A 22566-nucleotide genomic window follows, 5' to 3' on the forward strand; every position below is an offset into this window, starting at 1 on the left:
AGTTAGCGGGGGATCAAACTGCCCGTAAACGCCCGATTGGTGAGGGATGATAATCAGTGGGGAGTGAACAAAACCCCCACTGATTAAAGTTTCACTTTATTATGTTTTTTCGTTAACGATTGTAAAATGAAGAATATGCCGATGCCCACATAGGCTTCAGCCTTTGCATACTTATCCCCTTACTTCGTCCCCTTCTTTTTCTTCTTCCATGCATTCACACTATCAAAGAAAAAGTTAATAAATAACGTTCCTAATCCTGCTAATAAAAATGTCATTAAAAATAGAACCCAAATACTTTTATCTTTTAATAAATAATATCCTACAAGGAGCACAACCGCGATCCATACATATTCAAGAATTCTTTTTAGCTTTTTCTGTTCCAAATTATTCGCTCCCTTTTTCTATGCTATTTTTAGTATAACAAAAAAGAAGCCTATCATGATAAGCTTCTTTTTCTTTCATTTTATTTGTTCATGCTTTTTTCAACGAGTGAAATCGCATATTCTATCGTACGATTCATCGTTTCTACCTGTTCATCTTTTACTTTCACATCTTTTAATACAGCTTCTGCAACTGTAATTTTTTGCTGTAATGATTTCACTGAACCGTCTGTTACATTTGCAGCTTGTGCTTTCTTTACGACAGCTTTGGCAGATTCAATATTCCCTTGTAATTTTTCTTTCGGTGTTTTCGGTTGTTCTTCTGCAACTTTTGATTGTACGAATGTGATATTAGCTGTTTTTAATTCGTTATACGTTTGAACAATCTGTTCCCCAGTACTTCCTACATTTTCAAACGCTTGCTTTGCAGTGTTATAGCTTTTCTCTAGTTCCTGAAATGCTTCTTTTGAATATTGACCTGGCTTGTCACCAAATTCATACGTACCAGCTAACATTTCTTTTACTTTTCCAAGCTCTTCATATAATGCGTTTACTTGCTCTAACTTCGTACGATTAGAAAACTCATTGTACGCTGCTAATACTTCTGAAGAACTTAATGCTTTACTATATAATTTTGCAAGCGCAATTTGACCATGTAACGGAATACCACCATTTCCATTGCTATCAGGGTCAGCACCAAATGCAAATGGTACATTTGAATGATATACTTTTCCTTGAGCTGGCTGACTATTTACCTTTTTACCATCTACGTAAATGGCTACTTCACTTCCGTTATAAGTTCCTGTTAAGTGATACGTTTTATTTGCCTCTAACTGAACTCCAACACGCTTATAACTACCACCAATATGAGCCCATAATTCAACATATCCACTTCCTGTAGATTCAAACCCAATACCGCCGCTCTCTGTATTTTGCAAAATGCCTTGTCCACGAATTTCATTCATTGAAAATACAGTTTCTAACGTAAATGAATTGGCTACTTTTTCTTTTTGTGCTGCTGAAAATGGAAGGTATCCAAATGTATTAGCTTGTCCATTCAATTTCATTACATTTGTTTTTAGAGACTTATCATATGCAATCGATACATTCCCTTTCACATCACCTTTCGCTCCAAACGGTGAGTTATCTTTAAATGTACCATCTAAGAAATTCACATCAAAAACGTCTGCCTTTGGTACTTGCACATTCGGATCAATATTATCTTTTTTCGTAGTAATTTCTGCCGTTAATGGCTGTACACTTTCATTGCCAAACGAATCAATCGCAACTACTTCAAGCGTATATGTTTTCCCGCCATCTAATCCTGCCAGTGTAAATGTCAGCTCTTTCGGAACTGGGTCACGATAAAACTCTGAGAATGCTAACAATTTATTTTTTATTTCCCCGGTTTGCTTATCTCTAGCTTGTACACGATAAGAGTGAACAAGAAGGTTGTCCAGTGCTTGCGGGAACGTTACTGTTGCTGCATTTTCTGTTACATTTGATACTGATAACTTCGCATCTTTTGCAAAAGATGGCTTTTCTTTATCACGGTCTTCTACATGTGTAAAAGTTTCTTTCTTTGACGGCAACTGGATTTTCCAAGGCTCGCCTGTCCAAGAATTCGTATGGAAATCGCGTCGATTAATTGTTACTTCTTTATCGTCTACTTCTACTAATAAACCTTGACTAAGTGTGCTAGCACCAGGAGGAATATTCCCTTGTACCTTACCACCTTCAACTTCCATATAACTTACTGAAGATGTACCAACTGATGTAAAGTCTTTTTGATGAATCGATCTTGGATCATCTAACGGATAATGCGAATGACCTGAAAACGTAATAGCTTGTGGGTATTCTTTTAATACTGCATTAATTTTCGCACTATCTTTCGTTCCCCACTCTTGGCTACCGTACACTGTATCTTTAATATGTTGATGTAAAAATACGAAAATCGGGTTTTCCGGATCATCTTTTTGTGCCTTTTCCATCTCTGCTTTTAACCAATTAATTTGCTTGTCTGAATAGTATCCATGAGTCGTTCCATCTTCCGGAGACATCACAATGAAATGATAGCCTTTGACTACCTTATGATAATAAATAGATTCCATCCCTGTTTTTTCTAAAAATCGCTTTTGTGCTCCTTCTATAGATAATCCATTCCAATAATCATGGTTACCAAGAGCATTCATTCGTACCGCATCTTTATTTGCATTCTCATTATACACTTGCATGAAACGGTCATACTGTTGTACAGATCCGGAATCTGTGAAATCTCCTACAATAACAAATGCATCTTGCTTTGGCGCTAGCGTATTAAACTGTTCAATCGCTCTTTTCCAGCGAAACGTATCATCTGTTCCACTATTTTTAATATGTACATCACTTACAACTGGAAAAACTAACTTCTTCTCACTCGGTGCCTTTTCTTGTTTCTTCTCTTCCGCTTTGACTGATGTACTCCACGGAAATGATACAAACGCTAATACAAAAACCATTAATAATCCAATAAGGCCTTTTACTTTTCGTAAAGCAGTTCTTTCCACGTGAATCCTCCTCATATAATGAATTAATTAATTACAATGGTTATTGTACTGAACGCATATTAACTGCGTTTAAATTAAAAACAAAATTTATTTCACTTTTGTAAATATACAGTCAATTTTATATAAAATCCCACATTAATATGAAACAACCACATATTGTCTAATAGATTTTTATGCGATGTAGGCCTATTAAACAAACTTACTTAAAAATTTTTGTCCTTTATTAACACAACTATCGTCCTCTAACATTTAATAGTAATAAAGAAACACTAGGAAGGGAGGCTCTATGAATGGCTTGTAAAAAAATATCGGCTGCTATGCCCCTTTATCTATCATCTGCCCTCCCTACGATCCGTCGAATCCCACCAACTTGTGAATTAGTCATAGATGAGTTTGCTGGTAATTTTTTTATAACAAAAGAAATTCCTCCACCTTCTGAAGGCTCTACATTAATTTTATGGGAAGGAGATGGTGTACTCAAAATCTCGAGTACCATTTCTATATATAATAGCACTAGTAGTACTGGAGGGATTACCGTTCAAATTATTGGCCAGGTGACAAATACTTTCACCGTCTATCCTGGCAACACAATGTCATATACAGGTCAATTATTACAATCTAATTATTAATATTCCAAATAACCCCACTCAATATATAGAAGGAAAATATTGTTGTCAATTTTCATTTTGCTTATAAAATTCTTCACTACCTTAACTTACAAACTATACAAAAAAGCATACCATTGTATGCTTTTCCTTATGAAATTGGGTAACGTACTGTAAGACATAATTGTCCTTGGCTTGTCCCCATTCCTGTTGTAACGATTTGCATTATAGTAAAGTATCTTACTGTCAACGAACCACTTCTTTGTGGTTGTACAGCACATTCGTAATAGCAGTCGCTACTACAGTTCCTGACCACGGACTACAAACTTTATCTTGTACATAATTTTTATCTGGACAACAAGTTCAGGCTGCTCCTGAGCACTCACAAGACATAGAATTTCCCCCTCTCTCTTTTTTATTCCCTATATGTGTATGTCCCTCCGAGTCCTTTGCCTGTATTATTCATCTATACTCAGAAAAAATGATGCTGCTTTTTCACTAAATAGATTCCGTTCTGTTTCTTTTTTTCATAAATTTATAGATTAATATACCACCTACAACAATAACCACGCCTCCTAATATTGGTAGCATATATTGTCCAACAACATCCGCCGCTTTTTCCCAATGCGGGCCTAACTTCATTCCAAAATAAATATACAAAGTCGTTAACGGGAACATTGCTACAAATGTATATATACTAAATTTCCATATGTTCATTTTTGCCATACCACACGGTACAGAAATAAGCGTTCGAACCCCCGGAACGAAGCGTCCAACAAATGCTACAACTGGACCATATCTCTCAAAGAAATCATCTGCTTTTTGAATTTGTTCTTCTTTAATGAAGAAGTATTTCCCGTATTTTATTAATAGAGGACGCCCTCCGTAATAACCGAGTGCATATAACGTTAATGGCCCTGTCGTTCCTCCAATTGTTCCAGCTAATACCGCTAACCAAAAGTTCATATCCCCTTCGTACACCCAATACCCAACGAGAGGTAAAACAACCTCCGCTGGAATAAATTCAAAAGTTAAAGCTAACACAACTCCAAAATAAGAAAACTGCTTTAAATACTCGATTATATCTAAAATAATTTGCTCCATACTTTTAACTCCTATCCTACATTCACATTATGCTTTTCTTGTAATTGTACTGGTGCCATCTTTACAATTCGGTTCAAAATGAATAAAACAATTCCAATATCATCTAAAATACCGATAAACGGTAAGAAGTCTGGAATTAAATCGAGCGGCATCGCAACATAACCAACTAAAAAAGCAATAGATAAAATTTTCTTCTTTATGGAAACCTCTTTTGAAGTAAAAAAGTCAAATAAGAATGGAACAAATCGACGAACGTGAAATACAACTCTTAATCTACTTATAAATTTTTTCATTTTCTATCTCCTCTCTTTGTATACAAAAAGGACCCTACCAAATATGGTAAGGGTCCTAAAAAGACAGAAAGGGGCCTTTACCATTGCTGGTAAAGGTCTCACTAACAACGAAACGTTGCCAATAAAGCCGAGGGTTTCTCCCTGTAATGACGACTTTACTGTAATAAGTTACTCCCCTTTATATACACAATTTTATACAATCACATTAAAATATTTACCTAGGCTTGTCAATATTTTTTTCATTCCATTAATACCATTACACTATAAAAGACTCTATTCTGTATTCTCTTTTGAAACGATTTGGAGCTTAAAGCGATCGGGATCATAGAAAGTTATTCTTACTTCTTCACCATGGCAGTCCTCTGCAAATGATATTTGATAAAACTCTAATTTTTTCTTTATTCGCTCGATATTTGTAGTTTTTAAAAATATTTCCTTCACTGATGATGTGACAGTCTCTCTATACTCCCCAAAATTCCGATTTACAACAAAACAAATTCTCGTTGAACCAATATCATACCAAACACCTGTTACACGTAATTGTGGCCTCTCCTCGCTTGGTTTAAAACCTAGAATCCCTTCATAAAAATATAATGTTTCCTTTAAGTTTTTGGATTCTAATACAATACATGTTGTAATACTTTCCATCCGCACTCCCCCTGTCTCTATTAGTTTTCTATATGAGTCATAATTTACAATTATGTACGAATACAATATATAGTGATGAATATTTCATTTATAAAGGAGGAGTGTAACATGGATGAATTCATGAAATCCTACATACCTTTTCACGGCCCAAACGATCCTTGCCCTCCAATCGGAAAAAAATATTACTCAACTCCCCCCCACTTATACATGGGCTTTCAACCAACTAATTTACCCCAATTCCCACCAAAAGAGGCTTTAAGAAAAGGGACTCTATGGCCTGCATTTTATGATTTTTATGAAAACCCTCACAAAAAAGGACGGTGAGCAAAAACGTGACACAAACATTGCCTGATGAATATTACCAATGGATTGAAGAACTACAAGAACTTGATTTTGTATTAGTTGAACTTACCCTCTATTTAGATACGCATCCCGACGATACTACGGCTATAAATCAATTCAACGATTTCTCCTATAAACGAAGAGTATTAAAGCAAAAAATTGAAGAGAAATTTGGTCCACTTCAGCAATTTGGAAATAGTTATTCTAACGCTCCATGGGAATGGAGCAAAGGACCTTGGCCATGGCAAATATAACGTAAAACTTTCATTAGTTTTGAATTCTTTAATCCAAATCATTATGAAGCCTACTATGCATTCCCAGCTATTTCTTCGCCTAGAAGAATGCTTATTACTGTCCATTAACACAAGATGAAGGAGAGACACTATGTGGATTTATGAAAAGAAATTACAATACCCTGTTAAAGTAAGCACCTGTAATCCAGCACTCGCAAAATTATTAGTTGAACAGTACGGTGGTGCAGATGGTGAACTTGCAGCTGCTCTTCGCTACTTAAATCAGCGTTATACTATTCCTGACAAAGTCGTTGGCTTACTGACCGATATTGGCACCGAAGAGTTCGCACACCTAGAAATGATAGCCACGATGATTTATAAATTAACAAAAGATGCAACACCTGAACAAATGAAAGCTGCCGGATTAGATGCACAGTACGCTAATCATGATAGTGCGTTGTTTTATCATAATGCCGGTGGCGCCCCTTTTACTGCTACTTATATTCAAGCAAAAGGAGACCCTATTGCAGATTTATATGAGGATATTGCCGCTGAAGAAAAAGCACGAGCAACTTATCAATGGCTAATTGATTTATCCGACGATCCAGATATAAATGATAGTCTACGTTTCTTGCGTGAAAGAGAAATTGTCCATTCACAACGTTTCCGGGAAGCGGTTGAAATTTTAAAAGAAGAACGCGATAAAAAGATTTACTTTTAACACATATCGTAACGATATGTGTTTTTTTATATGTAAAGTTAAATCCTTCTTATTTAACATACAAATAGTATATTTATTCGATTTAATGCATTATTTTTTAATATTTTCAAAATTCCCTATTGCTTTCTAGTCATCAGACCTTTAAAATAATAACAGTTACTCGACAAATTATTTGAATTTTCGACAAAAATACTCATTAGGAGGATTTTCTTTATATGCGTACAACTTTAAAACCAGCGCAAATACTTTCGATTAGTTTATTGCTATTCGCGGTTTTCTTTGGTGCTGGTAATATGATTTTCCCGCCCCTTCTCGGACTTTCTTCCGGAGAAAACATGTGGGTTTCCATTACAGGATTTATTATTACAGACGTCGGTTTATCTTTACTGGCTATCGTCGCTGTTGCCCTTGCCGGCGGTAGTTTCAACACTTTAGCGAGCCGTGTTCATCCAAAATTCGCAGCCGTATTCGCTATCATTATTTATCTTTCAATCGGCCCACTATTTGTTATTCCACGAACTGGATCTGTATCTTACGAAATTGGGATCGCACCACTTTTCCCAGATCAATGGTATTCTATGTTAGTTTTTAGCGCTATTTTCTTTACAGTCGTTTACTTCCTATCATTAAATCCATCCAAATTAGTAGATCATATCGGTAAAATATTAACACCCATTTTACTTGTAATTATTGCAATTATGGCAACAAAAGCAATTCTTTCACCAGGATTATTCGCTGAGCCTATCGGTGACTATAAAGACATCCCATTTTTCAAAGGGTTTCTTGAAGGATTTTTAACTTTAGATGCAATTGGAGCACTCGTATTATCAACGATTGTTGTAAATGCAATTCGTCAAAACGGTATACAAGAGAAGAAATCAATTGCGAAATATACAATTATTTGCGGAAGTATTGCTGCCCTATTCTTAACAATTGTTTATTTCTTACTCGGTTATATCGGTGCTTCAAACGGAAACTTAGGACAATTCGAAAACGGTGGTCAGCTATTAGCTACTGTTATGTATCAATTCTTTGGGACAAGCGGTAATATTTTATTAAGTATCGCAATTATTTTCGCTTGTTTAACGACAGCAATCGGTGTTGTAAGTGCATTCGCAAACTATTTCACAACAGTACTAACAAATGTTTCATACAAGAAACTTGTACTATATGTTTGTATCTTTAGCTTCGTTATTTCAAACTTAGGTTTAAGTTTATTAATCAAAATTACATTACCTGTATTAATTATTTTATATCCAATTACAATCATTTTAATTTTCGTATCATTTATTGATAAATATACGAAACGTAAACCTTCTGTCTATATTGGAGCGATGATCGCGGCATTCATTATTAGCTGTATTCATGCACTTGATAATGTGGGAATGATACCAGGTTTTATCGCTAACATCGTGCACACAATTCCTTTTTATAGCTTAGGAATTGGCTGGATTGTCCCAGCAATCATCGGTGGTATAATCGGATACTGTATTCCACAAACAGAAGCTGAAGGTGAAGTTTCTGCAAAGTAAAAAGAAGCAAGCATTGATTATGCTTGCTTCTTTTCTATTTTCACATCGTATGTTTAAATGTAAACAACTCTTCTTTTGACTGCATAGCAGGCTGTTCCTCTTCTACAACGGTCTTCTTTCTCTCTCCCCCTAACCGAACTTTCATCATCGCTTCTTCTATACTTTTTACAATCATATTTCCTGAAAAAATAGTAAGCCCGAAGAATGTAATTGGGACAAGAGGAATCCATGGATGCACTGTTAAAGAACGAAAATATACGCCGATTAATCCTGACCATTCATGTGTGTAGGAATCTAACTCTTTCTCCATCATTCCTCCAAATTCAACTGTTCCTCCAAAAAAGACTTCAAGTAACCCTAAGTGCAGCAAAACTGTAAGAGTCTGAGTAAACTGCTGAAGAAATACGAGTATAAACGTCATATAGAGATGCGGAAAAATATGCTTTATAACAATATGTCTTCTCGATCCGCCTAATATGCGCGCGGCATCAATAAATTCTTCTGTTTGTAATTTACGAACTTCCTTTGCAACATAAAGTGCAATAACTGGCAAAGCAAGCGCTACAAGTAATACAACTTGGAACGAAGCTCGCTCAAAAAAAGTTGATGTCTCCTCTCCACTTCCAAATTTATTAACAGATTGAAGGAAGAAATACGCGATCATGACTGTCGGAATAACTGTAAAACTGTCAAAAAAAGCTTCAATCTTCGAAAAACCCCTTTTTATGTATGTTCCGAGGAAAACACCGAAAAATACACCTATTACCATTCTAAGCGCTGCAATTAAAACAGATATACCAATCGTCCACTTCGCTCCCTCAATTACTAAATTTAAAAGGTCATATCCCTTCCGATCTGTTCCGAGGAAAAATTGTGATGAAGGTGAAAATGGTGGTACTTCTGGATTGTCAGCCTCATCATATTGCAATGTTACTTGCCTAATATGTCCATCATTCCATATCGTATTTCCGACGCTCAAAAGAACTAATATGAGAAGAAATCCAATGCTTATCCAAAACCTTTTATCACGTTTTATATACGTCCACATATTATAATCTCTCCTTCATCGCAGCTGGAACGAGATAATGAAACATTTTAAATAAAATAAAAATCGGAATATAAATAAGCAGCACACTAACAATGAACAGCTCAATCTTCATATCTGGATATGATTTCACAAATATAAAAATACCTCTCGTATTAAAAATCCATTCTATAATATATAAATTTGATAACATAAACCAAATATTCGTTTTTGCAAAGAAAAGTGTACTAAGCAGTACATTTCGGAAAATATGACGATTTAAAATATGAAAGCGACCCAAACCCTTCGCCTTAGCAAATAATACATAATCTTTTTCTAACTCATTTTCAAAACGAAGTACTAACAGTTTTACAAACATAATCGTAGTCGGGATGCTCAAGCAAAATATCGGCAATCCCCGGATGGATTCATCTCCAATTGCCGCAATTTTAAAAGGTAAAAAACCTGTTTGTTTAAAAAACCATATAACTAAAATTTGTGATCCTAAAATAAGAAGAATGTCTGGAATGGATTCTAGAAAGATGAGAAACGATTTAATTCGATGTTGTATACGCGGTGAACTACTCATAATCATATAAACGATACAAAATGCTACCAATAACGAAATACAAAATGCAGCCAAAAAAATAACCATCGTTTCTTTATAATGGACAAACAACTGAGGAAATACAAATTTATCTCTTGCATATTGCATATTGGAAATATCCATTAATTTCGCAAATACTTCTTTTAGACTCTTTATGTACTCTGATGCATTCAACTCAAATCCATAAAATAATTTTGGTAACGCCCCCAAACAAATAATACCCAAAATTGAAATGATAAATTGAATCGTCATTTCCATCCCATTCAAAAAAACTTTTCTGACCATTTTCTCCCTTCTCTCTATATAATTTACCCTTTAATTTTATTCTTAATTTTCTGAATTGTAAATATTCACAACAGAAAAATCGCCAGGTTATGATCCTAGCGATTCTTTATGCACACGTTTTTCACTTTTTGAAAACGGCATATACAAAATGAAACACCCAATAAGCGCTGCAATTTCTAATGAAATAATATAGTAAGGATGCGGCCCTAGCATATCGAGTAATGAAGCAGTTTCTGGCTTATGGGCTAAAAACATATAATTACCACCCGTTTTAAAATTCACAAACGAAACGATAGGAATTAATACGTTTAAAAATAGCATCGTACGCTTAATAGATTGTAATGTCGGACGATATCCTTCCACCCATGTCATAAAGAGCGGTGCCCAAATGAGTAGTATATGTGCGATAAAATATTCAATGAAACGAAAATGCGGGAAAGTATATTGCAAGTTTGGCGTTAAAACGGCTTGTGATGCACCAATAATTCCTGTGAAAAACACAATCTCATATATTCGATAACTTTTCGTTACAATCATAATCGATGCTAACAACAAACTAATCGTACATAACTCAAATGGTAATGAAGTGCCTAGCTCAAAAATCCCTGCTTTCCATTCCCACATATGAAGTCCAATCTCACTCCCTATGAATAGAAATGCAATCGCATATCGAACCGTTATATTCCACTCACTTTGACGTAATACATCTTGGTATTGATATAGAAAAAATATCCCCACCAACATAATAAATAATATAATGGCATGTTGCCTTGAGTATGGAATAAATGGTTTTAATGGATGCGCACTAAAATAAGCTTCCATCTTCCTTCCTCCTCTCCTTCATACAATATTATTGTAAGAAAGAAACAACGAGTCAATTCATTTGCTTAGACTAGGACAACCTCTACCTTGCATCTACATATTCATACCTTACAAAATTGTAAGGTTATTGTAAGCTAAAACGATTTGTCAGATTCTTCACCTCTTCTATACTTAATGTAGATACGAAAACGAACGAAAAGGTGATAAATAGATGAAGAAGAAAAATAAAGTGTTAATTACTAGTGTAGTAGCAATCGGAATTGCAGCTGGATCATATTTTGCATTTGCTGGCGGCGGTTCAGAAGTAGCAATGGCGTATAGCGGTTATAAAGTAACAGAAAAACAAATTGAAAACGCACAAAAATTTGGCGGTGAAGTTATTCCAAACGGAATCGAAACAATTTCATTTGATCCAACAAAGGGCACGTATGAATTAGCTGTTCAAAAAGGTGATGAAGTAAAAAAAGGTCAGCTTCTGTTTAAATATAATGACCCTACTGCTAAACAAGGTGTAACGGAAGCAGAAATGCAAAAGAAAATCGCACAAAAAGAAGTAACATTGTACCAAAAACAAATTGATACAGCGAAACAAAAATTACAAAAAGATAAAAATGCAGGCCTTCCTCAGGAAGCATTAAAAGCATCAGAAATCGAATTGCAACAATTAGAATCGCAACTTGAAATGAAAAAGTTTGAAGTAGAAAAAGCAGACGAAATGATTAAAGCTGCAAAAGAGAAGTTAAATACGCTTTCTGTAACGAGCCCTGCTGATGGCGTAATTGATGATATCGTGAAAACTGCGGATGAAAAAACAGGTATGAGTGGCATTACTCTTCGTCACGCTGGTCCATTTAAAGTAAAAGGTCAACTTTCTGAATATGAACTTGCTAGTATGAAGGTTGGGCAAGAAGTAACAGTTTCATCAAAAACGGTTTCCGGTAAGACTTGGACAGGAAAAGTAACAGAAATTAGCTCTACGCCATTAAAGAGCATGGACGAAAACAAAACAGTTTCTAACTATCAATTCACTGTTACATTAGACAATAGTGAAGAATTACAAAACGGTTTCCACGTTTACGTAACAAGTAAATCAGGCGAAGCAACTGGTACGATTGTTCCGAAAAGCAGCATCGTGAAAAAAGGTGACAAAAATGTTGTATTCGTTGTAAAAGACGGTAAAGCAAAAGAACAAGCAGTTACGGTTGAATTCGAGACAGATAGTGAAGCAAAAGTTTCTGGAGTGAAAAAAGGAGAGCAAATTATCTCTAAACCAGAAAAAGACTTAAAAGATGGTATGGAGGTTGTCGTTGAATGATTAACTTAAAAGGCATCACGAAATCCTTCCAGAACGGTGCAGAGTCCGTTCAAATCTTACACGGAATTGACGTAACACTAAACCAAGGAGAATTTACTTCTATTATGGGACCATCTGGTTCTGGTAAATCAACTTTAATGAACATTATCGGTTGCTTAGATAAACCAACGACAGGTACGTATGAACTAGCTGGTCAAAATATTTCAAACATGTCTGAAACAGAACTTGCTCGTGTTCGTAATAAAGAGATCGGATTTGTATTCCAAAACTTTATGTTGCTACCAAGACTTACAGCAATGCAAAATGTTGAATTGCCTCTTATTTATGCAGGTGTTGATAAAAAAGAGCGACGCGAACGCTCACTAGCCGCTTTAACGAAAGTCGGTTTAGCTGACCGCGCTACCCACTTGCCGAACGAATTATCAGGTGGTCAAAAGCAACGTGTCGCAGTTGCACGTGCAATCGTAAATAACCCGAAATTTATCTTAGCCGATGAACCGACGGGTGCACTTGATACGAAAACAAGTACACAAATTATGGACCTCTTTTACGAATTAAACAAACAAGGCTCAACAATCATTATGATTACCCACGATCGTGAAATTGGGGAAGCAGCTGCACGTCAAATTGTAATTCGTGACGGAAATATCGTCCAAGATTGGAGAGGTTAATTTTGAACACGAGTGAAAATATACGTATGGCCCTTTCCTCTATCTTTGCTCATAAAATGCGTTCTATATTAACAATGCTAGGTATTATTATTGGTATTAGCGCCATCATTACTATCATTTCAATGGGTGATGGTACAAACGCAAAGTTTAAAAAAGAGTTAGGTCAAGGAAAAGATACTGAAGTAACGATTTACTACAACAACCCTGATTACGGAACTGATAGTGCCAAAATTACAGCTGATATGTTAAAACGTCTTCAAACTGTGCCAGGCGTTAAAGATGTTTATCCAGATGTAAGTATGAAAGTAAAAGCATCTTCTGGTTCAAAGGATGTTTCTCTTGATTTAAAAGGTGGAACAGGCGCCTTCATGACAGATGCGAAAATAAAATTAGTTCACGGTCGTGAATTAAATGATAGTGAATTAAAGCAAGCAATCCCTGCTGTTATTTTAAATGAAGAAGCTTTCAACAAATTATTTAACGGTTGGGAATCAAATTTATATACAGACATAAAAGGGAAACCGTATAAAGTAGTCGGTGTGTATGAAACAAAAAATGATTTCGGAATGGCTATGTCAGAAGGCTATACATCACTTGAAAACGCCCCTGTAATTTCAGGAGTAACTGAGTATGACTCGGTAAAATTAATACTAAATTCGCCAGCAGAGCGTAAAAGTGTAGAAAAACAAGCCGTTTCCGTTTTAAACGAAATGAAAGCTCCTAAATTTGAGCATAAATTTGAGGCTCAAGATATGGGTGAATTTACGAAGCAACTAGACGAATCAATCGGTATGATGAAAATGGTATTCGGTGGTATCGCTGCTATCTCCTTACTTGTTGGTGGTATCGGTGTAATGAACATTATGCTTGTATCTGTAACAGAACGTACACGTGAGATTGGTATTCGTAAAGCACTTGGTGCAACACGTGGTAAAGTATTAACGCAATTCTTAATCGAATCTTGTATTTTAACAGGACTCGGTGGTTTCATCGGATTCATGCTTGGTATCTTCTTCGCTTGGATCGTCTCAATCTTTGCCGGATGGCCACTTGTTATCTCAAAAGAACTTGGACTTCTTTCAGTAGGTATTTCAATGCTAATCGGTATTGCATTTGGTCTACTACCAGCTAACAAAGCTGCAAAACTTGATCCAATTGAATGCTTACGATATGAGTAAATAAAAAACGTAGGAGTGTACACTCCTACGTTTTTTATTTACCTATCAAATTACGTTTCTTCTATTATATATGTTTCACGTTACAGCTATCTTTCTAATACTCTTCATTATTTATAGGCACTAAGGCTATTATCGAATCCTATTATTGCAAAAATAATATGTAATAGACAAAATGCAAGGCGTAATTTTTTCCATACTTCGACTGATTTTGTAATAATTCTATCGATATTTTATTAAATTTCACCTCATTTATATATTCCCACAGACAAAAAAGTTATCATTTCATAATTAAATTTTCATTTCAACAGTAAAACACACCGTTTTTGTAACACTTAAGAAAATAATCTGTAACACCAACGAAACATTATTAATCTAACAGAAATTGAAATGCTATTCATTTTATGATTTACATGCTCTAACCCCCCAAAAAAACTATAAGGAAACGCTATCAGGATATTAATGGAATTATTACGGAATATTAACGCCCCGTTACGAAAGCTTTGTAATTTTATGTTTTTCGCAAATAAGAAAATAATGGTTGCTATAATGAGGTCAACGAAAACAAATGCAATGGAGGCTATTATGAAAAAATTTATGGGTATAGCAACAGCAGCGGTTTTTGGTCTTGGGATTTTCACAACATCTGCTAAAGCAGAAACTATCGTAACTACTGACGTACTAAATGTACGTGAAAACCCAACTACTGAATCAAAAGTTGTCGGAAAATTATTAGATGGATATAAAGTAAATGTTCTACATACAGAAAATGGATGGTCAAAAGTTAAATTAAATAGTGGTAAAGAAGCTTTCATCAGCGCTGACTACACAAAAGACACTTACTACGTAACAGCAAACGTATTAAACGTACGTGCTGGTGCAAACACAGACTCAGAAATTCTTGGTAAATTGAAAAAAGATGATGTAATCGAAACAACTCACCAAGTACAAAATGATTGGATCCAATTTGAATATAACGGCAAAACAGCTTATGTTCATGTTCCTTACTTAACAGGGACAGCGCCAGTTAAAGTTCAACCAGCAGTTAAGGCTGAAAAGGTAACTAAAGTTCAAGATACAACTAAAGTTCGTGAAGCAGTTAAAGATCAAGAGGTAGCTGAAGCTCAAGCAAAAGCTAAGGCTCAAGAAGCGGCTAAAGCTCGTGAAGAAGCCGAAGCTCAGGCAGAAGCTAAAGCTCAAGAAGCAACTAAAGCTCGTGAAGCGGCTAAGGCTCAAGCAGAAGCTAAAGCTCAGGCAGAAGCTGAAGCTCAAGCAGTGGCTAAAGCCCAGGAAGCAGCTAAAGCTCGTGAAGAAGCTAAAGCTCAAGCAGAAGCTAAAGCTCAAGCAGAAGCTGAAGCTCAAGCAGCGGCTAAAGCTCAAGAAGCAGCTAAAGCTCGTGAAGAAGCTAAAGCTCAAGCAGAAGCTAAGGCTCAAGAGGCAGCTAAGGCCCAAGAGGCAGCTAAAGCTCGTGAAGCGGCTAAAACTCAAAAACCAGCTACACAACAACCTGTTGCAAAAGAAACTGAAACAAGTGCACCATCATCTTCTCGTGAGTTAAGAGTTGTAGCAACAGCTTACACAGCAGATCCACTTGAAAATGGTTACAACGCAGGAGATCACGTAAAATCAGCTATGGGTCATAACTTAACAGCTAATCCAAACATGAAACTTATTGCAGTTGATCCAAGTGTGATTCCATTAGGTTCAAAAGTATGGGTTGAAGGTTACGGAGTAGCAATCGCTGGTGATACTGGTGGAGCGATTAAAGGAAATAAAATTGACGTTCTAATGCCAGATAAAGGCTCATCAAGTAACTGGGGACGTAAAACAGTTACAGTGAAAATTTTAAACTAATTACTATATAAAAAAGAGTCAGTCTCATTGTTGAGACTGACTCTTTTTTTATGATTCTTACATTCTTTCTCCTTCTCTCCCGTCCAAATTAAATCTATCTCTTTGTGATTCAATTTCTGCTCCGTTTTCTCTCAATATATCATTTAATAATTTTATATCTTTTTGAATCGACTTCGTTGATACATGTAAACGGCTCGCTAAAAAGCTCGATTTAACATCGATTTCTCTTCTAAAAACTCTTCTAAAATAGAAAGTAATCGCTGATGCACTTTTGTCATAGCTCTATATATAAAAAGGAAAAAGCTGCTGAGGTCAGTAGTTTTTCCCTTTTTATTTTCTCTATTTCTTTAATGTAAATCCGAATTTATCCCATGCTTGTAAATAGTCTAGTAAGAAAATCTCTTCTTCTACAATTCGACCAACCACATTTGTTTTTCCTGTATTTACCATGTCTTTTAAAGCAATTTGTAATTCACCTTTATATTGGCCATATTGCTCATTATCAATTAAAAGATCGCCACGCTTAATTTCGCGTGTATTATGAGGTTTAAACTCTTCTTTTTTATATTTCACACGACTTTGTGTAGAACGGATCATATATTCAGATACATCCCCGCGATAAAAATGAGGTTCGTCTAACACGATAATTCTTTCTAGTTCTGTTGTTGTATCATATATTTCTATATCAAATGTTTGTTTCTCTTTATTTAATGCACCTAGTGCTTGTAATTCTTTTTCTGATGCATACGCATTCGCAATAATAACATCATCAATTAATTCTGTTGCAAACAAATGCTTTGCCTGTGTTGTCATCGGTAATTCACGATGCTGCTCTAGCGTACATAATCCTTCTGTTACTGGCCAAGGTCCATATGTTGCATCAAATGATGAAATAAATGCAGCTGTTCTCATGCCGTAATCTTTAAATTGTTTCGAGCATTTAATGAAATGATCGTATGATAATCCAGAATAGCGGTGTGGATAAAAATTATGACAGCCAATTAAATTTTCACGATTTGGTCTATGACTCACAATGTTATCTACATATTTCGTACCGTTACTCATATTAATCTCAATTTTCAAACCGTACGGATTGTACGTCATAATCGATTCTTCTAATCCTGAGAAACCAACATCTAAACGGATACCGTACGCACCTAGTTCATGGAAGAACGATAAATCATTATATGAAATACCTAATTGCGTAAAAACAGACGGACTAATATCAACTAATACTTGGAACCCTAATGCGTTCGCATGAGAGATTGTTTCCTTAAACTCTTCTATAATTTTCTCTTTTTCCCCATCCACAGATAGTAAACATGTGAACACACGTGTGAATCCGTATTTACTTGCTAATGTTAAATACTCCTTATCTTTCTCTACTGTTGAATGTTCTGGATAAATAGAAATACCTAATCGTCTCATATGTACACGCCTCTTTCTTCGTCATATTGTAAACCTTTTCAAATATATGTAGTGAAAAAGTATATATCCCCTTCTCATTCACTACTTTTTTGAATGCGCTTTCTTTAAAGGAAAAACAATTTCTATCATTCATAACAACTATAAGTCTATACATCTATACTTTACATCTTTTTTTCATAGTTGTGTAGCTTTTACACAAATTTGTCAGTTTTTTCACCTTAAAAATTGTTATCCATTTTCAAGACACCTTCCTTGACTGTTACATTGGCCCATACATATACTCGAAAGAAAAGAGAAAATTTTATATAGGGGATGAATATATGGGAGAAGCAATACTCGTAAAACGAGAACCGTTATGGACAAAAGAGTTTGTTGCTTTAATTTTTGCAAACTTATGTATGTTTTTAGGGTTTCAAATGTTAATTCCGACTTTACCTGTTTATGTGAAAGAAATTGGTGGCACAAGTTCCAATATCGGATTTGTTGTCGGTATGTTTACCGTGGCAGCACTTTTTGTTAGACCGCTAACTGGAAATGCCTTGCAGAAATTTAATAAAAAAATCATTTTAATGATCGGTACTGCTATTTGTTTACTCGCTATGGGCAGTTACCTTTTCGCCTCAACCATCTTTCTCTTGCTGGCTGTTCGTATTTTACACGGAGCTGGTTTCGGTATTACAACGACTACATATGGAACTGTCGTTTCTGATTTAATTCCAGCAGCTCGCCGCGGAGAAGGCATGGGATATTTCGGCCTTTCTGGAACAATTGCAATGGCCCTCGGTCCACTCATCGGACTATGGCTTATGCAAACATATAATTTCAACGTTCTTTTTTTATCTGCACTTTCATGCACAATTGTTTCATTAATATTAACGAAACTACTTCAAATCAAAAAAACGAAACAACCACCAAAGCAATCATCTAGTACTTTTCTCGATGGATTTATTGAGCGTAAAGCTTTACTTCCTTCATTATTAATATTATGTATTACATTAATGTACGGAGGAATCGGAAGCTTTATCACACTATTCGCTACCGAAGTTGGCATAGCTGATATTAGTCTCTTCTTTTTATGTAATGCACTAGCAATCGCTGTAACTCGTCCATTTTCTGGAAAGCTATATGATGCGAAAGGCCATACATTCGTCATCATTCCAGGAGTTATTCTAACGTTTACAGGTATTATTTTATTGTCGTATACGACGACAATTCCGAGCTTAATTATTGCCGCAGCGTGTTACGGAAGTGGTTTTGGGGCGATTCAACCCGCACTACAAGCATGGATGATTGACCGAGTAGCACCGCACCGACGAGGAGTCGCAACAGCTACATTCTTCTCAGCATTTGATCTTGGAATTGGTGCTGGAGCGATTATTTTTGGATTCATTGCACATTTTACAAACTATGCAACTGTATATCGTTATTCCTCTCTATTACTTATTGCTTTCCTCTTTATCTACATTACAAGTATAAGAAAACAAAAGCACGGAGATAAAAATACAGAAAAAGCTGCTGGATAATTTAGCGGCTTTTTTATTTTACCAATAACCTGATACTAATCAATACATGTTAGACACTCCCAACTTTTTGCTCGTATAAAGTGAAACTTTAATCAGTGGGGGTTTTGTTCATCCCCCACTGATTATTAGCCCACACCAATCGGGCTTTTACGGGCAGTTGATTTCCCATCTAACTCCCTCGCATTCGCCGAATTTTGAGGTGGGAGTCTTACTGCCCACAAATAGCGGAATAAAACTACATTCATTTTTCTACATATTTTTTTAACTTTCATCAAAAAATATACGATGAACTCGCAGATGCTTTCCTTCATATGAAATCGAATAATATTATTCTAAAAAGTGTGACTCCTTTACAAAAATACCATTTACAAAAGTTGAAAACCAATAAAATACAGCTGTTTCTTTAAATAAATGTAAACTTTTCATCTCTTTGTAAATTTAGTGTAAACTTTACTAATAAACCATTTACAGTGACTCAAGATTCAGTTAATAATTACATCGTACATGAAATTTAAGGAGTGGAATGCGTGGAATACAATATTCAAGATATGATCTTCCAGTTCATTGGTGGATTAGGTATTTTCTTATTCGGGATTAAATACATGGGCGATGGACTGCAACAAGCAGCTGGAGATCGTCTTCGCGATATTCTAGATCGCTTTACAACAAACCCACTTATGGGTGTACTAGCAGGTATGTTAGTTACTGTATTAATCCAATCAAGTTCAGGAACAACTGCTTTAACAGTCGGACTTGTAAGTGCCGGATTTATGACATTAAGACAAGCAATCGGTGTTATTATGGGTGCAAACATCGGTACGACAGTTACTGCATTTATTATCGGAATTAAAATCGGAGAATACGCGCTCCCAATTATGGCAGTTGGAGCTATCTTATTATTCTTCTTTAAAAATAAAAAAGTACATTCTGTAGGTCAAGTTGTATTCGGTTTTGGTATGTTATTCTTCGGTTTAGAATTAATGAGCACAGGTATGAAGCCTCTTCGCTCTTTAGAGTCATTCCAAGAATTAATGGTTAGCATGAGCGACAATCCAATTTTAGGTATTGTTGTCGGTACAGTCTTCACTTTAATTGTACAAAGTTCAAGTGCAACAATCGGTATTTTACAAGAACTATTCGGTCAAGGTGCAATCGATTTACAAGCTTCTCTTCCTGTATTATTCGGTGATAACATCGGTACAACAATTACAGCGGTATTAGCAGCAATCGGTACTTCAATTGCAGCAAGACGTGCAGCATTGGTTCACGTTATCTTTAATATCGTCGGTACGATTATCTTTACGATTTTATTAGTACCTTTTACAAGTTTAATTCAATACTTCCAAACGTCATTAAACTTAAATCCAGAAATGACAATTGCATTTGCACACGGAACGTTTAATGTAACAAATACTATTATTCAATTCCCGTTCATTGCTGTATTAGCATGGATTGTAACAAAAATTATTCGCGGCGAAGATTCTGCTATTAATTTCAAACCGCAACATTTAAATCCAATCTTTATTGAACAGTCTCCAGCCATTGCTTTAACAGAAGCTCAAAAAGAAATTATTCGTATGGCTGAGTTTTCATTACATGGATTAAAAGAAGCAAACCAATTTTTAAACACACAAGATAAAAAACACGCTGACATGGCTACTCAATTAGAAGGAGCTATTAACAATTTAGATAAAAAAATTACCGAGTATTTAGTTCTACTATCAGAAAAGCCACTTTCATCAGCAGACTCTGAGAAACATTCTGTTCTAGCAGGTGTTGTTGGAGATATTGAACGTGTCGGTGATCATGTAGAAAACCTTGTAGAGCTTGTAGATTTCCAAATTTCAAACCGCGTTTCACTATCAGGCGAAGCGCTAGCTGAATTAAACGAAATGCTAGAATTAACAATTTCAACATTACAAGACGCAGTTGAAGCTTTAACAAACTTTGACACAGAACTTGCTCAAACAGTTATTGCAAAAGAACGTAAAATCGATCAAATGGAACGTGTTCTTCGCAAACGTCACGTATTACGTCTAAACGAACGTAGCTGTTCAGGTGATGCAAGTATCATCTTCGTTGATATGGTAAGTAACTTAGAGCGTATCGGTGATCACGCTGTAAATATCGCTGACGGTGTTTTAGGTGAACAAGGAAAAATCAATTTAAAACAATCATTATAATTAAGAAAAGAGACGCTAAAAATTACGCGTCTCTTTTTTTATTTCATTTTTACAACTGTTCTTCCTTTTAACTTTCCTTGCAATATCAGTGTAAACTTCTCATCTAATTCTTCTAATATACATGCTTCTGTATAAGATAGTAACTCTTTGTTTTTCCACTCACTCGCTAACAACGCCCACACATCTTCTCTCACATCTACTGGGCATTGTACGGAATCTATCCCTAAAAGGCTAATGCCTCGCAAAATAAACGGATATACCGTTGTATGTAATTCCTGCCCTGCCACATTACCGCATGTCGTTACACAACCGCCATACTTTACAGATTTTAAAGCTGTTTCTAACATATTCCCACCTACAGTATCGATAACCCCGGCGTATATTCCTTTCAGCATCGGTCTTCCTGATTCATCACTCAATTCTTCACGGTGAATCACCTTTTTCGCTCCTAGACGTAGTAGCATCTCTTCCTCTTCCATTTTCCCTGTCGATCCTACTACGTTAAACCCTAACTTACTTAAAATACTAACCGCTATACTACCTACGCCGCCTGTAGCACCCGTTACTAAAACATCTCCCATACTAGGCGTAATTCCCGTTTTCAAGAGTTTATATACCGATAATGCAGCTGTAAAACCTGCTGTCCCATACACCATACTTTCCTTTAAAGACATTCCTTCTGGCAAAGGAATGATCCAAGACGATGGCACACGAATATATTCACCGAAACCACCAGAAGTATTCATGCCTAAATCATATCCCGTTACAATAACATGATCCCCTTCCTTAAAGGCATCATTTCTACTACTCACAACTTCTCCTGCGGCATCGATTCCTGGTGTATGAGGATATGTTCTCGTAACACCTTTATTACCAGTAGCTGAAAGGGCATCTTTATAATTTAATGAAGAATAATGAACCTGTATTAGCACATCTCCTTCAGGTAAACTCCTTACTTCCCTCTCAACAACATTTCTTTCAAACTGATGATTTTCCGTTTCGTTCACAACGATTGCTCGGAATGTTGTATATTTCATTGTGTTCTCTCCTTTATCCGTAAAATCTGTCTTTATTATATACGACACACAAATAAAACTACTCATTTCTTCTTGGCTATATTTCAACAAATCTTACTTCTCTATCACTTTCTCACAAGACATATTTTCATTTCTACTAAAAAAACATATACTTATCCTACATCTAAAAAATAATATATAGAAAATCTGACTTTTTATAAATAAATTGAATTTTTACGAAATGTAAATGTTTTGTAAT

The 22566-nt window shown here is 35.6% G+C and carries 20 protein-coding genes and 3 pseudogenes; 11 read left to right on the plus strand and 12 right to left on the minus strand.

The features are described from left to right. Window positions 1–179: 179 nt before the first annotated feature. Window positions 180–383 (minus strand): hypothetical protein, encoded by a 204-nt coding sequence (locus ACQKNR_RS18220; protein ID WP_000435802.1) that lies wholly within the window; start codon window positions 381–383, stop codon window positions 180–182. Between the two features lie 80 nt (window positions 384–463). Continuing rightward, the gene (locus ACQKNR_RS18225) at window positions 464–2926 is read right to left on the minus strand and encodes a LamG-like jellyroll fold domain-containing protein (protein ID WP_427319350.1); all 2463 of its coding nucleotides are present in this window, start codon (window positions 2924–2926) and stop codon (window positions 464–466) included. Between the two features lie 307 nt (window positions 2927–3233). Here ACQKNR_RS18225 and ACQKNR_RS18230 point away from each other — a divergent pair. Beyond that, window positions 3234–3622, plus strand: a pseudogene (locus ACQKNR_RS18230) (S-Ena type endospore appendage). Between the two features lie 60 nt (window positions 3623–3682). Here ACQKNR_RS18230 and ACQKNR_RS18235 read toward each other — a convergent pair. The 4 genes and pseudogenes from ACQKNR_RS18235 to ACQKNR_RS18250 all read right to left on the minus strand — a co-directional run bounded on the left by ACQKNR_RS18235 (window position 3683) and on the right by ACQKNR_RS18250 (window position 5576). Next, a pseudogene (locus ACQKNR_RS18235) lies at window positions 3683–3924 on the minus strand (S-Ena type endospore appendage). A 105-nt stretch (window positions 3925–4029) separates the two neighbouring features. Next, window positions 4030–4635: a DedA family protein gene (locus ACQKNR_RS18240; RefSeq protein WP_427319352.1), complete on the minus strand. Its 606-nt coding sequence runs from the start codon at window positions 4633–4635 to the stop codon at window positions 4030–4032. Window positions 4636–4646: 11 nt separating this feature from the next. Continuing rightward, window positions 4647–4928 (minus strand): YkvA family protein, encoded by a 282-nt coding sequence (locus ACQKNR_RS18245; RefSeq protein ID WP_427319354.1) that lies wholly within the window; start codon window positions 4926–4928, stop codon window positions 4647–4649. Between the two features lie 273 nt (window positions 4929–5201). After that, on the minus strand, window positions 5202–5576 hold the full coding sequence (locus tag ACQKNR_RS18250; RefSeq protein ID WP_427319356.1) for a VOC family protein: 375 nt from the start codon (window positions 5574–5576) through the stop codon (window positions 5202–5204). A 108-nt stretch (window positions 5577–5684) separates the two neighbouring features. Between ACQKNR_RS18250 and ACQKNR_RS18255 the strand changes: the two genes are divergently transcribed. From ACQKNR_RS18255 to brnQ2, 4 genes are all read left to right on the plus strand, one after another. Further along, window positions 5685–5900 carry a spore coat associated protein CotJA gene (locus ACQKNR_RS18255; protein WP_002170512.1) on the plus strand — a complete coding sequence of 72 codons (216 nt, stop codon included), beginning with the start codon at window positions 5685–5687 and terminating at the stop codon, window positions 5898–5900. Between the two features lie 8 nt (window positions 5901–5908). Further along, on the plus strand, window positions 5909–6172 hold the full coding sequence (locus ACQKNR_RS18260; RefSeq protein WP_427319358.1) for a spore coat protein CotJB: 264 nt from the start codon (window positions 5909–5911) through the stop codon (window positions 6170–6172). 130 nt (window positions 6173–6302) lie between these two features. Further along, entirely contained in the window at window positions 6303–6872 is a 570-nt protein-coding gene (gene cotJC / locus ACQKNR_RS18265) for a spore coat protein CotJC (protein WP_000265282.1), read from the plus strand. Window positions 6873–7087: 215 nt separating this feature from the next. Beyond that, on the plus strand, window positions 7088–8404 hold the full coding sequence (gene brnQ2, locus ACQKNR_RS18270; protein WP_427319361.1) for a branched-chain amino acid transport system II carrier protein BrnQ2: 1317 nt from the start codon (window positions 7088–7090) through the stop codon (window positions 8402–8404). A 40-nt stretch (window positions 8405–8444) separates the two neighbouring features. Here brnQ2 and ACQKNR_RS18275 read toward each other — a convergent pair whose 3' ends face one another. From ACQKNR_RS18275 to ACQKNR_RS18285, 3 genes are all read right to left on the minus strand, one after another. Beyond that, window positions 8445–9452, minus strand: a complete 1008-nt coding sequence (locus ACQKNR_RS18275) for an ABC transporter permease (RefSeq protein ID WP_427319363.1) — start codon at window positions 9450–9452, stop codon at window positions 8445–8447. Between the two features lies 1 nt (window position 9453). Beyond that, window positions 9454–10320, minus strand: coding sequence for an ABC transporter permease subunit (locus tag ACQKNR_RS18280; RefSeq protein WP_427319365.1), 867 nt, complete (start codon window positions 10318–10320; stop codon window positions 9454–9456). 87 nt (window positions 10321–10407) lie between these two features. After that, window positions 10408–11142, minus strand: a complete 735-nt coding sequence (locus tag ACQKNR_RS18285; RefSeq protein WP_427319366.1) for a TIGR02206 family membrane protein — start codon at window positions 11140–11142, stop codon at window positions 10408–10410. Between the two features lie 211 nt (window positions 11143–11353). Here ACQKNR_RS18285 and ACQKNR_RS18290 point away from each other — a divergent pair, with 211 nt between their 5' ends. From ACQKNR_RS18290 to entC, 4 genes are all read left to right on the plus strand, one after another. Beyond that, window positions 11354–12457: an efflux RND transporter periplasmic adaptor subunit gene (locus tag ACQKNR_RS18290; protein WP_427319368.1), complete on the plus strand. Its 1104-nt coding sequence runs from the start codon at window positions 11354–11356 to the stop codon at window positions 12455–12457. Beyond that, window positions 12454–13128 (plus strand): ABC transporter ATP-binding protein, encoded by a 675-nt coding sequence (locus tag ACQKNR_RS18295; protein WP_427319370.1) that lies wholly within the window; start codon window positions 12454–12456, stop codon window positions 13126–13128. Before ACQKNR_RS18290 ends, ACQKNR_RS18295 begins: the two co-directional genes overlap by 4 nt. 26 nt (window positions 13129–13154) lie before the next feature. Continuing rightward, entirely contained in the window at window positions 13155–14306 is a 1152-nt protein-coding gene (locus tag ACQKNR_RS18300; protein ID WP_427319495.1) for an ABC transporter permease, read from the plus strand. 459 nt (window positions 14307–14765) lie between these two features. Then, on the plus strand, window positions 14766–16157 hold the full coding sequence (gene entC, locus ACQKNR_RS18305; protein ID WP_427319372.1) for a cell wall-binding protein EntC: 1392 nt from the start codon (window positions 14766–14768) through the stop codon (window positions 16155–16157). A gap of 99 nt (window positions 16158–16256) precedes the next feature. Here the strand turns inward: entC and ACQKNR_RS18310 are convergent. Both ACQKNR_RS18310 and ACQKNR_RS18315 read right to left on the minus strand, forming a co-directional pair. Beyond that, window positions 16257–16435, minus strand: a pseudogene (locus tag ACQKNR_RS18310) (helix-turn-helix domain-containing protein); the annotation flags it as partial. 61 nt (window positions 16436–16496) lie between these two features. Then, complete coding sequence (locus ACQKNR_RS18315; RefSeq protein WP_427319374.1) at window positions 16497–17585, minus strand: DUF871 domain-containing protein; 1089 nt, start codon at window positions 17583–17585, stop codon at window positions 16497–16499. 320 nt (window positions 17586–17905) lie between these two features. Here ACQKNR_RS18315 and ACQKNR_RS18320 point away from each other — a divergent pair, with 320 nt between their 5' ends. Both ACQKNR_RS18320 and ACQKNR_RS18325 read left to right on the plus strand, forming a co-directional pair. Beyond that, a complete protein-coding gene (locus ACQKNR_RS18320; RefSeq protein WP_427319376.1) occupies window positions 17906–19108 on the plus strand; it encodes an MFS transporter in 1203 nt (400 codons plus the stop codon). 527 nt (window positions 19109–19635) lie between these two features. After that, complete coding sequence (locus tag ACQKNR_RS18325; protein WP_427319378.1) at window positions 19636–21291, plus strand: Na/Pi cotransporter family protein; 1656 nt, start codon at window positions 19636–19638, stop codon at window positions 21289–21291. A 38-nt stretch (window positions 21292–21329) separates the two neighbouring features. Here the strand turns inward: ACQKNR_RS18325 and ACQKNR_RS18330 are convergent, their stop codons facing one another. Next, window positions 21330–22415 carry a YhdH/YhfP family quinone oxidoreductase gene (locus ACQKNR_RS18330; protein WP_427319380.1) on the minus strand — a complete coding sequence of 362 codons (1086 nt, stop codon included), beginning with the start codon at window positions 22413–22415 and terminating at the stop codon, window positions 21330–21332. Window positions 22416–22566 lie beyond the last annotated feature (151 nt).

The sequence above is a fragment of the Bacillus sp. NPDC094077 genome (assembly GCF_050279465.1).
Taxonomy (GTDB): Bacteria; Bacillota; Bacilli; order Bacillales; family Bacillaceae_G; genus Bacillus_A.

Coding starts and splice junctions, on each gene's coding strand:
- ACQKNR_RS18240 (WP_427319352.1), bottom strand. CDS start 4,635: ATGGAGCAAATTATTTTAGATATAATCGAGTATTTAAAGCAGTTTTCT.
- ACQKNR_RS18245 (WP_427319354.1), bottom strand. CDS start 4,928: ATGAAAAAATTTATAAGTAGATTAAGAGTTGTATTTCACGTTCGTCGA.
- ACQKNR_RS18250 (WP_427319356.1), bottom strand. CDS start 5,576: ATGGAAAGTATTACAACATGTATTGTATTAGAATCCAAAAACTTAAAG.
- ACQKNR_RS18255 (WP_002170512.1), top strand. CDS start 5,685: ATGGATGAATTCATGAAATCCTACATACCTTTTCACGGCCCAAACGAT.
- cotJC (WP_000265282.1), top strand. CDS start 6,303: ATGTGGATTTATGAAAAGAAATTACAATACCCTGTTAAAGTAAGCACC.
- brnQ2 (WP_427319361.1), top strand. CDS start 7,088: ATGCGTACAACTTTAAAACCAGCGCAAATACTTTCGATTAGTTTATTG.
- ACQKNR_RS18275 (WP_427319363.1), bottom strand. CDS start 9,452: ATGTGGACGTATATAAAACGTGATAAAAGGTTTTGGATAAGCATTGGA.
- ACQKNR_RS18280 (WP_427319365.1), bottom strand. CDS start 10,320: ATGGTCAGAAAAGTTTTTTTGAATGGGATGGAAATGACGATTCAATTT.
- ACQKNR_RS18285 (WP_427319366.1), bottom strand. CDS start 11,142: ATGGAAGCTTATTTTAGTGCGCATCCATTAAAACCATTTATTCCATAC.
- ACQKNR_RS18290 (WP_427319368.1), top strand. CDS start 11,354: ATGAAGAAGAAAAATAAAGTGTTAATTACTAGTGTAGTAGCAATCGGA.
- ACQKNR_RS18295 (WP_427319370.1), top strand. CDS start 12,454: ATGATTAACTTAAAAGGCATCACGAAATCCTTCCAGAACGGTGCAGAG.
- ACQKNR_RS18300 (WP_427319495.1), top strand. CDS start 13,155: ATGGCCCTTTCCTCTATCTTTGCTCATAAAATGCGTTCTATATTAACA.
- entC (WP_427319372.1), top strand. CDS start 14,766: ATGGAATTATTACGGAATATTAACGCCCCGTTACGAAAGCTTTGTAAT.
- ACQKNR_RS18315 (WP_427319374.1), bottom strand. CDS start 17,585: ATGAGACGATTAGGTATTTCTATTTATCCAGAACATTCAACAGTAGAG.
- ACQKNR_RS18320 (WP_427319376.1), top strand. CDS start 17,906: ATGGGAGAAGCAATACTCGTAAAACGAGAACCGTTATGGACAAAAGAG.